The organism is Clostridium coskatii (assembly GCF_001675205.1).
GTDB classification, from domain to species: Bacteria; Bacillota; Clostridia; order Clostridiales; family Clostridiaceae; genus Clostridium_B; species Clostridium_B ljungdahlii.
The window spans coordinates 132,281-145,547 of the sequence record NZ_LROR01000038.1 but is presented as its reverse complement, the minus strand read 5'-3'; the positions used below and the strand labels follow the sequence as shown (position 1 = coordinate 145,547).

Genomic DNA, 13,267 nt, shown 5'->3' with positions numbered 1-13,267 from the left:
TTAAACTTATACATAAAATATAATGACAAAATTGAAAGCACATTTAAAAACTTTTCCATAAGTCTTAGCGAAGTATTTTAGAAAATCTTAGGGGCTTAGATATGTCTGAGGTACGAGTTTAGATAAGCCCCTTAGATTATCAAAATACCGAGATTTAGACTTGCCAAAAGTTTTTATTGTGGTGAGATTTGTCATTATATGATATTGTATAAGTTAATTTTCAATCTAGAAACTCTATATAAGTTATCTCCTATAGCATTTTACCTGTAACTATGATAAAATATATCCCGTATTTTGTACGGCTAAAAACAACTATAGGCTAAAAATAATATGTGGAGAAAACAATATGAAAAATGAGAAGATGTTTCAGATAAACGAAATTTCTATGATAATTGGAGGTTTCGCAGTACAAGCTATGATTTATGAGGTTTCGTGTTATCCCAGTCCTGGTCTTGTGTCACCCGTATCCTGTGGTGCTCATAAGGATATGGACCTTTTTACTTTTATAGACAGTACTTCTGTTTTAAGTAGATATATGATTATGTTTGTTCAAGAAGGACTTTCAGATAAATCCTATAAAGAACTATTTAATAGTATTAGACATTTAGGAATAAAAGCTGAAAAAGATATGTTTATTAAGACAAAGGGAGTTAATACCCATAAGGGAATGCTATTTTTGATGGGTGTTACCTGCGCAGCTGTAGGAAAGGTCATTTATGAGGGAAAAAGATTTAGCGAAATTAGAAGTATTATAAAGCAAATGACAACGGGCATAGTTTCAAAGGAACTTTTTACTTTAAAAGATAAAAAAGATTTAAGTCATGGTGAAAGATTATTTATTAAATATAGGACAGAAGGTGTACGGGGAGAAGTAGAGAGGGGATTACCTACAGTTTTTGACTTTTCCCTGGACTTTTATAAGAAAAATGAGGATTTAAATACTAATGACAGATTGGTACATACTCTTATTGGAATAATGCAAATTTGTGATGATTCAACTATAATATATAGGCATTCACCTGAAATTTTAGAGGAAGTTAAAGAAAAAGCTAGGAAAGTACTTTCAACTGGAGGAATGAGGACTAGTGAAGGAAGAAAAAAAATAAATGATCTCTGTAATGGATTCATAGAGAAAAACGTAAGCCCAGGAGGAAGTGCAGATTTATTAGGAGTAACTGTGTTTTTATATTTAGTAGAAGAATATATGAAAAGTTTATAGAAGTAAGTGATAAGGTAGCTGCATAAGTTTATATTTTATGCAGCTACCTTATTTATTTTTATATAAATTTTTTATAAAAATAGGAGTAATTTTATTACTTCTATACTGGAGTTTAATGTTAAAATACATATTTATAAATGTTAATATATTTAACATTTGTTGAAAGAAATATTTCTAAAAAGAAGGATATAAGACTATTTTAAAGCTTGAATACGATTATAAAAAGAAAAATGCAAGAATTTATTTAAATAAATGTTTAATTTTATTACAAATGTTTTGACAAAACTAAATAAGTTTGCTATTATATTAGTGAATTAAGCAAGAGATTAAATTAAAAACCATAAGGGATATTGTTATAAATAATTTAATTTAGCATTTATTATAAGTTTAATATAAAAAGGAGGCATGGTTAGGTTTATTCTTGAGCCTAACTAAAAAAGTATGGGTATGAATGTAAAAGAAAAATCCTTAAAATTACATAGAGAAAAACACGGTACTATAGAAGTTGTTGGAACAATGCCTTTAAGAAACGGTGATGATTTGGCAGTAGCTTATACACCAGGTGTAGCAGGTCCGTGTTTGGAAATTGCCAAGGATGAAGAAAAGGCATATGAGTATACAATAAAGGGAAAGACAGTAGCTGTAGTTACAAATGGAACTGCAGTACTAGGACTTGGAAATATAGGACCAGCAGCAGGTCTTCCTGTAGTTGAAGGAAAAGCATTGTTACTTAAAAGATTTGCAAATGTAAATGCAATACCAATATGTGTAGATTCTACAGATCCTGATGATATAGTAAATACTATTAAAAACATTGCACCGGGATTTGGCGGAATACATCTTGAAGATATAAAAGCACCTGAATGTTTCTATATTGAAGATAAGTTAAAAGAAGAATTAGATATACCAATATATCATGATGACCAGCATGGTACTGCTATTGCAGTATTAGCAGGCCTGTACAATGCTTTAAAAATAGTAAATAAAGATATTAGTGATATAAAAGTTGTTATAAACGGCGCTGGTGCTTCAGGTATTGCAACAGCTAAGCTTTTGATTTCAGCAGGAGTAAAAAACATAGTACTTTGTGACATAAACGGTATAGTTTATGAAGGAGATAATTGCTTAAACGAACCTCAGAAACAAATAGCAAAGGTAACAAATAGAGGCTTAGAGAAGGGAACATTAAAAGATGCAATGAAGAATGCAGATGTTTTTATAGGTGTTTCTGCTGGAAATGTAGTAACTGGTGAAATGGTAGAAGGTATGAACAAAGATAGTATAATTTTTGCATTAGCCAACCCAATACCTGAAATAATGCCTGAGGAAGCAAAAAAAGCAGGAGCTAAAGTTATAGCAACAGGAAGGTCAGATTTTCCAAATCAAATAAACAATGTTTTAGTTTTCCCGGGAATTTTTAAGGGAGCTTTAAGTGTAAGAGCTAAGGAAATATGTGATGAAATGAAAATTGCAGCAGCTAAAGGACTTGCAAATTTAGTAAAGAAAGATGAATTGAATGAAGAATATATAATACCAAGTGTATTTAATAGAAATGTTTGTGATGCAGTTTCCAAAGCAGTTATAGATGTAGCACAAAAAAATAATAAATTTACAGCATAAGGATGTATTTGTTGTTGGCTTAGTGAGGGAGGTGGCTGAAGTGGAATACCTTAGTTTACAAGAAGAAATAATAGATAAAAGAGATTTTAGAAGACTGCAGGAAGTAGAACAATTCCTTTTAAAACAGGGACTAAGATTTGATAAAAATGTAGAATACACAATAGCAATATATGAAGAAGATAAAATAATTGGTACTGGTTCCTTTGAAGATAGAATTTTAAAATGTATAGCTGTAGATGACAGCTGTAGGAACATGGGAATCTCGAACAAAATAATATCTGAACTGGTAGCAGAAGAATACAGACGTGGAAACAGCCACCTTTTTATTTACACAAAGCCTAAGAACTATAAAATGTTCAGTGATATGGGATTTTATAAAGTGGCCAAGGTTATGGACAAAGTTATTTTGCTGGAAAATGATCCTTTAGGTATATATAAGTTTATAGAAAAGTTAAAAAAGAAGAAGTTAGATGGAAGGGTAGTTTCAGCTCTTGTTATTAACTGCAATCCTTTTACCTTAGGTCATAAGTACTTGATTGAAAAGGCTTCTAGAGAAAGCGATGTAGTTCATGTGTTTATAGTATGGGAGAACAAATCAGTTTTTCCATCTGGTATAAGGTATGAACTAGCGAGAAAGGGAGTACAGCATTTAAACAATGTAGTATTTCATAAAGGTGAAGATTATGTAATCTCAAGTGCAACTTTTCCATCTTATTTTATAAAAAAGCAGAATGAGGTAGCTAGGCTGCAATCGTTGCTGGATATAGAAATCTTTACTAAATACATAGTACCTGCGTTAGGTATTACTAGAAGATATGTAGGAAAGGAGCCTTTTTGTGATGTTACTAGAACTTACAATAATGTGATGAAAGAAATGCTTCCTAATTGTGGTGTGGAAATTGTGGAAATTCCAAGGTTTAGTACAAATGAAGAAGTTATTAGTGCATCAAAGGTAAGAAATCTTATAAAAGAGGAGAAGTTTTCACAGGTAAAAGATTTAGTACCGAACACTACCTACAGATTTTTGTGTTCAAAAGAGGCAATACCGATAATTAATAAAATTCAAAATAAATAGATTTAATATAGGAGGTTCACTTATGGAAATAAAAAAAGCTGCTATAGCAGGAACATTTGAGTCCAGTGATATTACGATATCAGTACAGCCTAATTCGGAGAATGAGGTGGCTATAAAATTAAAAAGTTCCGTTGAAAAACAATTTGGAGACAAGATAAAAAAAGTTATAATGGACACTTTAGAGGAACTAGATGTAAAAAGTGCAATTGTGGGTGCCAATGACAAAGGAGCTTTAGATTGTGTTATAAAAGCAAGGGTACAAGCTGCAGTTATGAGGGCAGCAGAAGAAACAAAATTCAACTGGGAGGTGGAAAAGTAATGTACAAGTTAAGAAGAACAATGATGTATGTACCGGGAAACAATCCAGGAATGGTTAAGGATGCACATATATATGGAGCAGATTCTCTAATGTTTGATTTAGAAGATTCAGTATCCCTAAATGAAAAGGATACAGCTAGGTTCTTAGTATACAATGCACTAAAATCCATAGATTATGAAGGTACAGAAACGGTAGTAAGAATAAATGGACTTGATACACCTTTTGGAATGGAAGATTTAGAGGCAATAGTAAGGGCACAACCTGATATTATAAGACTTCCGAAGACAGAATGTGCACAAGATGTTATAGATGTAGAAAAAGAAATAGAAAGAATTGAAAAACAATCAGGAATACCTGTTGGAAAAACAAAAATTATGGCGGCTGTTGAAAGCGCTATAGGAGTTATGAATGCTTATGAAATAGCTACAGCAAGCAAAAGACTTATGGGAATAGCAATAGGGGCAGAAGATTATGTTACTAATTTAAAGACAACCCGTTCTTTAGATGGAATAGAGCTTCTTGCAGGAAGAAGCCATGTATTATTGGCTGCCAGAGCAGCAGGAATATATGCCTTTGACACAGTATTTTCTGATGTAAACAATGAAGAAGGATTCATAAATGAAGTAAAGCTTATAAAACAGTTGGGATTTGACGGAAAGTCCGTAATAAACCCAAGGCAAATTGCTCCTGTGCATAAGATATATACACCTTCACAAAAAGAAATAGATAAATCTGTTCGTGTTATAAGAGCTGCAAAAGATGCTGCAGAAAAAGGATCTGGAGTAGTTTCTCTAAACGGAAAAATGGTAGATAAGCCTATTATAGAACGTGCACAGAGAGCTTTGATGTTAGCAGAAGCTTCAGGTATATGCGTAAGTGAAGGAGGAGAAGACATTGACTAAGAATAAAATAGGAAGAGAAATACCAGATTACATAGAAGGAATTGGAAAGCTGGTACCTTACGGCGGACCATTTGATTTTAAACCAACAAAGAAAAAATTTGCAAGGAAAATATCCAGTATAAAACCTGGAGAGAGTAAATTGCTTGAGAGCATAAAAGAAGCTGTAATAAAGACAGGATTAAAGGATGGCATGACAATATCATTCCACCATCACTTTAGAGCTGGAGATTACATATTAAATATGGTGCTGGACGTTATAGCTGAAATGGGAATAAAGAACTTAACTTTAGCACCAAGTTCTTTAAGCAGTGTCCATGAACCAGTAATTGAACACATAAAAAATGGTGTTGTTACTAAAATCATAACTAGTGGTGTTAGAGGACCACTTGCAGAAGCTATATCAAATGGGATTTTAGATACACCTATTATAATACGTTCCCATGGTGGAAGAGCAAGAGCTATAGGAGCAGGAGATTTAAAAATAGACGTGGCATTTTTAGGTGCGCCTAGCTGTGACGACTATGGAAATGCCAATGGATATACAGGAAAATCCTTTTGTGGTTCACTAGGATATGCTAAAATAGATGCAGAGTATGCAGATAAAGTAGTACTTATTACAGATAATTTGGTACCATATCCAAATGTACCTGCAAGTATAGAACAAAATAATGTAGACTATGTAGTTAAGGTAGATGCAATTGGTGATCCTAAGGGAATAGCATCCGGGGCAACAAGATATACAAAGAACCCGAGAGAACTTTTGATTGCACAGTATGCAGCAGAGGCAATTGAAGCTTCAGGATATTTTGTACCAGGATTTTCAATCCAGAGTGGTTCCGGTGGAGCATCCCTTGCAGTAGCAAGATTTTTAAGGGAAAAGATGATCGAAAAAGATATTAAAGCTAGTTTTGCATTAGGTGGAATTACAGGCCAGTTTGTAGAAATGCAAAAAGAGGGCCTTATTTCAAAAATCTGCGATGTACAGAGCTTTGACTTAATAGCAGCAAAATCCATAGGAGAAAATCCAGATCACTATGAAATAAGTTCATCCCTATATGCTAACCCACATAATAATGGATGCATATCTAATAAATTAGATATAGTTATATTAAGTGCACTGGAAGTAGATACAGACTTCAATGTCAATGTAATTACAGGTTCAGATGGAGTAATTAGGGGAGCATCAGGCGGACACTGTGATACTGCAGCAGGAGCAAAACTTTCTATGATAGTTTGTCCGCTTATTAGAGGTAGAATACCTACTGTTGTGAAGAAAGTAAATACTGTAATAACTCCAGGAGAAACAGTAGACGTAGTAGTTACAGACAGGGGAATAGCAGTAAATCCTCTTAGAAAAGATTTACTTGAAAAATTTAAGAAAGCAAAGCTTCCAGTATGTACTATAGAAGAGTTAAGAGAAAAGGCAGAAGAAATTACAGGAAAACCTAAGGCAATTGAATATGGTGATAAGATTGTTGGTGTAGTTGAATATAGAGATGGTACTATTATCGATGTTATAAAGCAAGTAAAATAGTGAGGTAATAATTATGAAAAATGCAAGCAATATCCTTGATCAAATACTTGAAGCTAAAGAAAAAAGGGCACAAATTCAAAAACAATTATTGAATATATTTAAAACCACACTAATTTCATTTACATTAAATATACCAGGAGCAGAAAAAAATAATAAATCCTTTGCTAAACTTCATAAAAAGGGGATTTGCTTGCTGGAAGAAGAGTTAAAAAAGAATAACATAGATATACTTCACAAAATGTTAAATAGTTCTGCTGCCGGTGCTGAGGCATTTTTAAATGTAGATGCAGATGCAATTAGTGTAAAAAAAATCACTGTATCTATTGAAGAAAACCATGAACTTGGAAGAATATTTGATTTTGATGTATTCACTAAAACTGGAGAGCAGATTAGTAGGACAGACTTAGGTGTAAGTGAGAGAAAATGTCTTTTATGTGGTGAAAATGCCAAAGTATGCGGAAGAAGCAGACGTCATTCCGTGGAAGATCTTTTAAACAAAATTTATTCGTTAATGGATAAGTCTTTATAGCAGGGTATACTAAGGTTGTTAAAATAAAGGAGGGAAGTATGTCTCTCCTTTATTTTGATATAATAGAATACAAGTATTAATTTTGCCTTTGGGATATAATGTCCTGGAGATTTTTTATAAGTTTTTCCTTTTTCATCATAGAGCCTCTTAAATGTTTAATTTGTTTTTCAAAAGAGGCATTTTTATTTTGCATGACATTTAATTTATCTTCTAAATCTTTTACTTCCTTCAATTTTTCATCTAATATAGGTTTATATGCAGTATCAATAGTTTTTTTCTTATCAAAAAACAAATTCAAATTTTGCATACCAAAAATAATTGACTTTTTAATTTTTTTTATATACTTTAATATTAAGGTATATACTTTATCCATTTTAGACACCTCTATAATAATTTTATAAAATAATGATTTACAGTGCAATAGCTATATATATTAACAAGTGTGAAAAGAGGAATATTTGTGAATCAAAATGAGAATATGCTGCATAAATTTATAAAAAACTATACTGAAAATAAACAAAATAGAGTTCAAGATTTAGGAACAAAAAAAGAAAAATTAGAGATTCAATTAAAGAAAGAAGAAGAAAAATTAGATAAACTTTCAGCTATTAAGGAGAAACTTATTGCAAAGGAAAAATCCTATGATGAAGTTTATTCCTATCTTTTGCAAATATTGAAATCAAGGGGTATACTATTTGATATCCCTAAAAGTGCAGTAGAAATTGAAGAATGGGATAATTTATATATAAAGAAGGAACATGGTGCCTACAGTCTAATAGATAAAAATCAACAGGCTGTATACTCTATAGATAAAAAATACTATGATTCTATAGAACACATAGTTACTAATTACAAGTACAGTGCAGTTGTAGTGAGAAAGGATGCTTATTTTTTAAAAGTGCAAATCAGGATATTATAATATCTCTATGCTATAATAAAAATAGATTATGTTACAGGGGTGAAATCATTGCTTAGTAGTGCTTTGGAAATTCTACATAAATATTATGGGTATAGTGACTTTAGGAAGGATCAAGGAAAGGTAATTGAAAGTATACTAAAGGGGAAGGATACTCTAGCTGTAATGCCCACTGGAGGAGGTAAATCCATATGTTATCAGATACCAGCAGTGTTATTTAAGGGGGTAACAGTTGTAATATCTCCACTTATTTCACTTATGAAAGATCAAGTAGATAACATAAAGGATTTGGGTATAGGAGCAGCTTATATAAACAGTTCTATTTCACACCAGGATATTTTGCATATATGTGAAAGCTTAACTGCAGGAAATATAAAAATGCTGTATGTAGCACCGGAAAGGTTGGAGTCTTCTGAATTCTGCCAGATTATAAAAAGCATAGAAGTATCTCAAATAGCAGTAGATGAAGCACATTGTGTTTCCCAGTGGGGACATGATTTTAGAACTAGCTATACATATATATGGAAGTTTATAGAAAGCTTTGCTAAAAGACCAGTGGTTACAGCTTTTACGGCTACGGCTACTAGAGAAGTTAGAGAAGATATTGTAAATCAAATAAAGCTAAATAAACCTGAGGTTTTCATATCTGGTTTTGATAGAGAAAATTTGAAAATTGAATGTTTGAAAATTGGAAATAGATTAGGGTATATGCTAAAATACATAAAAACTAATGAAGAACAATCTGGTATAGTATATGCAGCTACTAGAAAAGAAGTGGATAGCATATATGAAAGACTTAAGGAAAATAATATAGCTGTTACTAGATATCATGCAGGTCTTTCTGATAAAGAGAGAAAAAATAATCAAGAGGGTTTCGTATATGACAGAGTAAATGTAATAGTTGCGACAAATGCATTTGGAATGGGTATTGATAAGTCAAATGTAAGATATGTTATTCATTACAATATGCCTAAGAACATAGAAAGCTATTACCAAGAAATAGGCAGGGCTGGTCGTGATGGAGAGAAAAGCGATTGCATTTTAATGTTTGCTCCTCAGGATGTTATTACCCAAAAGTATCTTATTGAAACAAGTATTCAATCTCCTGAAAGAAGATTAAATGAATATAAAAAACTTCAACAAATGATAGATTTTGTACATTATAATGGATGCTTACGAAAATATATATTAAATTATTTTGGAGAACAAGTGGACTATGAAGAATGTGGGAATTGCAGCAATTGTGTAAGTGAAGGAGAATATGTAGATAAAACTATAGATTGCCAAAAAGTACTTTCCTGTATATATAGAATGAAAAGAGAATTTGGAGTAAATATGATAGTGGATGTACTTAGAGGTTCCTCACAGAGAAAAGTGATTCAGTACGGATTTAATAAGTTGTCCACTCATGGAATAATGAAAAATTATTCAAAGGAAGAACTTTCAAATTTCATAAATACACTTATAGCTCATGGGTACATTTCATTAAAAGAAGGAGAATATCCTACTGTGATATTGAATCCTAGATCCATAAAGGTTCTAAAGGGAGAAGAAAAAGTAACCTTAAAGGAAATTGTTAAGGCTAAAAAGATTACTTTAAATAATGATCTATTTGAAATTTTGAGAGTTTTAAGGAGGGAAATAGCAGGAGAGGAATCCATACCTCCTTATTTGATATTCCCGGATACTACGTTAAAGGAACTTAGCAGCAGGTGTCCTATAAATTTTGAGCAGATGCTGGATGTATCTGGTGTAGGTCAATTGAAATTAAAAAAATATGGTGAAAGATTTTTAGAAGCTATAAAAAACTACCTGGATGAAAGTAAAATTAAACCACAGTGGATTTTTAAAAATGAGTTAAAAGACGACAAAAACGACAAAAATGTGAAAGAAGGCAAAAATTTAGAACTAAAAACTCATGAAATAACGGCAGAAATGATTAAAGAGCACAAAGACCTTGAACAAATAGCAAAAGACAGGCAAATTACTGTATCTACGGTACTTTCACATATAACAAAGTATGCAGAAGAAAAGGGTATTCTAGATTTAAATATAAATTTTGGTGGAATATTTACAGATGAAGAAGAAAATCAAATTTTAAAAGTTACGAAAAAGATAGGAATATCAAAATTAAAACCTATAAAAGAGAAACTTTCTGAAGATATAAGTTATGATAAGATAAAGGCGGTTATATTAAAAGATTATATTTTGTTAGATAAAAATGCATAGCAGGGAGGCGAAATGCTGTTTGAAAATTAAGTTTCAAGCAGCAAATATATTATGAGTGAACTTTCTAGAAGATTAAACCAGTGTAGAAAACCAACAGGGGAAGTGGGTAAGTTTATAGCTAGTTCTATGAACAAAGATCATTTTGAAGTTACCACCTGGGGACTCAATAAAATTTCTATTAAACAAGAAGATATTATTTTGGATATTGGTTGTGGAGGCGGAAGAACTATAAATAGATTAGCTAACATAGCAAAAAAGGGAAAGGTTATAGGTGTAGATTATTCTATGGATTGTGTTAACTGGTCCAAAGAATTTAATAAAGAGCTTATAGATGAAAAAAGAGTGGAAGTATATAATGCAAATGTAGAAAAACTTCCTTTTGAAGATGCTAAATTTAATGTGGTAACTGCAGTTGAGACTATATATTTTTGGCCTGATTTATTAAAAAGCTTTAGAGAAGTTAAAAGAGTTTTAAAGTCAAATGGAACTTTTACAGTAATAAATGAGATGTACATAAGTGATAAGTTTAAAGAAAAAAATGATGAATATATGGATAAAATGACTATGCACACCCCAGAACAGTTAAAGCAACTCTTTGTAGATGCAGGTTATGAAGATGTATCTATACATGTATGTGAGGAAAATAACTGGATGTGCTGCAGCGGAAGGGCATAATATAAGTTGAACTAAGATTGATTTAATATAAGTGGGAGATGTTAATATGAAGTTTTTAACATATCTGTATAAAGAAAAAGAATCCATAGGAATTTTAAAGAACAATTCTGTCATAGGTTTTGATAATGTATTTAAAAGTATAGGAGAAAAAAATCCACCTAGAACTATGCTGGAGCTTATAGATTACCTGGATGATTGTAAATTGGATATAATTAAAAAGTGCATAGATAAGGAAGGTATAGAAACTATACCAATAAATAATATTAAAATTGAAGCTCCGATACCATATCCAAAAAGAAATGTTTTTTGTCTTGGAAAAAATTATATAGAACATGCTAGGGAAATAAAAATTACTAGAATAGCTGGAAATGGTATTCCAGAGGTACCAATTTATTTTACAAAGGCAGCATCACCAGCTGTGGGAACGGCCGATAATATTGAATTTTCTAGAGAAATTACAAATCAGGTAGATTATGAAGTTGAACTTGCAGTTATAATAGGTAAAGATGGAAAAAATATAAAAAAAGAGGATGCTGAAGAGTATATTTTTGGCTATACTATAATAAATGATGTATCTGCAAGAGATCTTCAGGGAAAACATATACAGTGGTTTAAGGGAAAAAGTTTGGATACATTCTGTCCTATGGGACCTTACATAGTTCATAAAACCGAAGTACCATTTCCCGTTAATTTGGATATAAGTTGCACTGTAAATGGAGAGGTAAGGCAAAAATCTAATACAAAGAATTTAATTTTTGATATACCTTATATAATAAGTGATTTGTCTAAAGGTATTACATTAAAAGCTGGTGATATTATATCAACAGGTACACCAAGTGGAGTTGGTATGGGATTTACACCAATTAAAGTGTTAAAACAAGGTGATATAGTTGAATGTAGTATTGAAAAAATAGGAACTTTGGTAAATAAGGTAGTAGAACTTCATTAGTGCATTAAAAATAAAAAATTGTATGTATACAAAATGTATAAATTACTTTAGATTAAAAAATCTTCAATAGTTATTTTCTATTGAAGATTTTTTTAAACTTTGTATTTTAAGGTATTTCAAATCAATACAAAATAAAAAAATTTTGAATTTATATTGAATTATTATTAATATAAATGTATAATTATAAAATATCAATAAATTAATATAAAGATATTTCTAATGTTTAAAGTAAAGTTTAAGGAAATATTTGTTTCCTATATTTATAAAAAATGATTTTAAGGGGGAAGAAAAATGATAGATTTAAAGGGTAAAAGTTTTTTAACATTAAAAGATTTTACAAAGGAAGAGATAAAGTATTTTATTGATCTTGCAAAGAAGTTAAAGGAAGAAAAATATAGTGGAACGGAAAAAAAGAGACTGCAAGGGAAAAATATTGCCCTTATATTTGAAAAAGATTCCCTGAGAACAAGATGTTCCTTTGAGGTCAGTGCTTATGATGAGGGTGCAAATGTAGTCTATATAGGTGCCCAGGGAAGTCATATGGGTAAAAAAGAATCTGTGAAAGATACGGCTAGGGTAATGGGAAGAATGTTTCATGGTATAGAATACAGGGGATTTTCTCAAAGAGATATGGAGGTACTGGCAGAATACTCAAAAGTACCTGTATGGAATGGACTTTCAGATGAAGATCATCCAACCCAGGTTTTAGCGGACTTTCTGACTATAGAAGAACACATAGATAAATCGTTAAAAGATGTAAATTTTGTTTACATCGGAGATGGAAGAAATAACATGGCAAATGCCCTTATGATAGGTGCTTCAAAAGTTGGAATGAACTTTAAAATAGCAGCGCCTAAAGAGCTTTTCCCAGAAGAGGAGCTAGTTAAAGAGTGTAAAAAAGTAGCCGAGGAAAGTGGAGGCACTATTACAATTACTGAGGATTTGTATAAAGCTGTAGAAGGAGCAGATGTCCTCTATACTGATGTATGGCTTTCCATGGGAGAAGAAAAAGAACTTTGGAAAAAGAGAATAGAAACTTTAATGCCATATCAAATAAACAGCAAACTTATAGAGGCTTGTAAAAATCAAAATGTTAAGTTTATGCATTGTCTCCCAGCTTTTCACAATACGGAAACTAAAGTAGGGGAAGAAATATATAAAAAGTTTGGGTATGAAGCATTAGAGGTAACTGAAGAAGTATTTGAAGGACCTCATTCCATAGTGTTTGATGAAGCTGAAAACAGACTTCATACTATAAAGGCTGTTATGGTGGCAACTTTAAGTAATATTTAGAAAGAAG

The 13,267-nt window shown here is 31.5% G+C and carries 13 protein-coding genes; 12 read left to right on the top strand and 1 reads right to left on the bottom strand.

The features are described from left to right. Positions 1-346 precede the first annotated feature (346 nt). From citG to citX, 7 genes are all read left to right on the top strand, one after another. Complete coding sequence (gene citG / locus CLCOS_RS08010; protein ID WP_063600620.1) at positions 347-1,219, top strand: triphosphoribosyl-dephospho-CoA synthase CitG; 873 nt, start codon at positions 347-349, stop codon at positions 1,217-1,219. 441 nt (positions 1,220-1,660) lie between these two features. After that, positions 1,661-2,839 carry an NAD(P)-dependent malic enzyme gene (locus CLCOS_RS08005; RefSeq protein WP_153042920.1) on the top strand — a complete coding sequence of 393 codons (1,179 nt, stop codon included), beginning with the start codon at positions 1,661-1,663 and terminating at the stop codon, positions 2,837-2,839. 40 nt (positions 2,840-2,879) lie between these two features. Further along, complete coding sequence (gene citC / locus CLCOS_RS08000) at positions 2,880-3,914, top strand: [citrate (pro-3S)-lyase] ligase (protein WP_063600618.1); 1,035 nt, start codon at positions 2,880-2,882, stop codon at positions 3,912-3,914. Positions 3,915-3,936: 22 nt separating this feature from the next. Further along, positions 3,937-4,233 (top strand): citrate lyase acyl carrier protein, encoded by a 297-nt coding sequence (citD, locus tag CLCOS_RS07995; protein ID WP_063600617.1) that lies wholly within the window; start codon positions 3,937-3,939, stop codon positions 4,231-4,233. Continuing rightward, positions 4,233-5,135, top strand: a complete 903-nt coding sequence (citE, locus tag CLCOS_RS07990) for a citrate (pro-3S)-lyase subunit beta (RefSeq protein ID WP_063600616.1) — start codon at positions 4,233-4,235, stop codon at positions 5,133-5,135. Before citD ends, citE begins: the two co-directional genes overlap by 1 nt. Further along, a complete protein-coding gene (gene citF / locus CLCOS_RS07985; protein ID WP_063600615.1) occupies positions 5,128-6,669 on the top strand; it encodes a citrate lyase subunit alpha in 1,542 nt (513 codons plus the stop codon). Before citE ends, citF begins: the two co-directional genes overlap by 8 nt. Positions 6,670-6,682: 13 nt before the next feature. After that, positions 6,683-7,198 (top strand): citrate lyase holo-[acyl-carrier protein] synthase, encoded by a 516-nt coding sequence (citX, locus tag CLCOS_RS07980; protein WP_063600614.1) that lies wholly within the window; start codon positions 6,683-6,685, stop codon positions 7,196-7,198. Positions 7,199-7,274: 76 nt separating this feature from the next. Here citX and CLCOS_RS07975 read toward each other — a convergent pair whose 3' ends face one another. Further along, complete coding sequence (locus CLCOS_RS07975; RefSeq protein WP_063600613.1) at positions 7,275-7,571, bottom strand: hypothetical protein; 297 nt, start codon at positions 7,569-7,571, stop codon at positions 7,275-7,277. Positions 7,572-7,658: 87 nt separating this feature from the next. Here CLCOS_RS07975 and CLCOS_RS07970 point away from each other — a divergent pair, with 87 nt between their 5' ends. The 5 genes from CLCOS_RS07970 (at position 7,659) to argF (ending at position 13,260) form a co-directional block, all read left to right on the top strand. Then, positions 7,659-8,117, top strand: a complete 459-nt coding sequence (locus CLCOS_RS07970; protein ID WP_063600612.1) for a hypothetical protein — start codon at positions 7,659-7,661, stop codon at positions 8,115-8,117. 48 nt (positions 8,118-8,165) lie between these two features. Beyond that, a complete protein-coding gene (gene recQ / locus CLCOS_RS07965) occupies positions 8,166-10,343 on the top strand; it encodes a DNA helicase RecQ (RefSeq protein ID WP_063600611.1) in 2,178 nt (725 codons plus the stop codon). Positions 10,344-10,394: 51 nt separating this feature from the next. Beyond that, the gene (locus tag CLCOS_RS07960; RefSeq protein ID WP_063600610.1) at positions 10,395-11,018 is read left to right on the top strand and encodes a class I SAM-dependent methyltransferase; all 624 of its coding nucleotides are present in this window, start codon (positions 10,395-10,397) and stop codon (positions 11,016-11,018) included. A gap of 46 nt (positions 11,019-11,064) precedes the next feature. Then, positions 11,065-11,967: a fumarylacetoacetate hydrolase family protein gene (locus CLCOS_RS07955; RefSeq protein ID WP_063600609.1), complete on the top strand. Its 903-nt coding sequence runs from the start codon at positions 11,065-11,067 to the stop codon at positions 11,965-11,967. Positions 11,968-12,258: 291 nt separating this feature from the next. Next, the gene (argF, locus tag CLCOS_RS07950) at positions 12,259-13,260 is read left to right on the top strand and encodes an ornithine carbamoyltransferase (RefSeq protein ID WP_063600608.1); all 1,002 of its coding nucleotides are present in this window, start codon (positions 12,259-12,261) and stop codon (positions 13,258-13,260) included. The last annotated feature ends 7 nt before the right edge of the window (positions 13,261-13,267 follow it).

Coding starts and splice junctions, on each gene's coding strand:
- citG (WP_063600620.1), top strand. CDS start 347: ATGAAAAATGAGAAGATGTTTCAGATAAACGAAATTTCTATGATAATT.
- CLCOS_RS08005 (WP_153042920.1), top strand. CDS start 1,661: ATGGGTATGAATGTAAAAGAAAAATCCTTAAAATTACATAGAGAAAAA.
- citD (WP_063600617.1), top strand. CDS start 3,937: ATGGAAATAAAAAAAGCTGCTATAGCAGGAACATTTGAGTCCAGTGAT.
- citE (WP_063600616.1), top strand. CDS start 4,233: ATGTACAAGTTAAGAAGAACAATGATGTATGTACCGGGAAACAATCCA.
- citX (WP_063600614.1), top strand. CDS start 6,683: ATGAAAAATGCAAGCAATATCCTTGATCAAATACTTGAAGCTAAAGAA.
- CLCOS_RS07975 (WP_063600613.1), bottom strand. CDS start 7,571: ATGGATAAAGTATATACCTTAATATTAAAGTATATAAAAAAAATTAAA.
- CLCOS_RS07960 (WP_063600610.1), top strand. CDS start 10,395: ATGAGTGAACTTTCTAGAAGATTAAACCAGTGTAGAAAACCAACAGGG.
- CLCOS_RS07955 (WP_063600609.1), top strand. CDS start 11,065: ATGAAGTTTTTAACATATCTGTATAAAGAAAAAGAATCCATAGGAATT.
- argF (WP_063600608.1), top strand. CDS start 12,259: ATGATAGATTTAAAGGGTAAAAGTTTTTTAACATTAAAAGATTTTACA.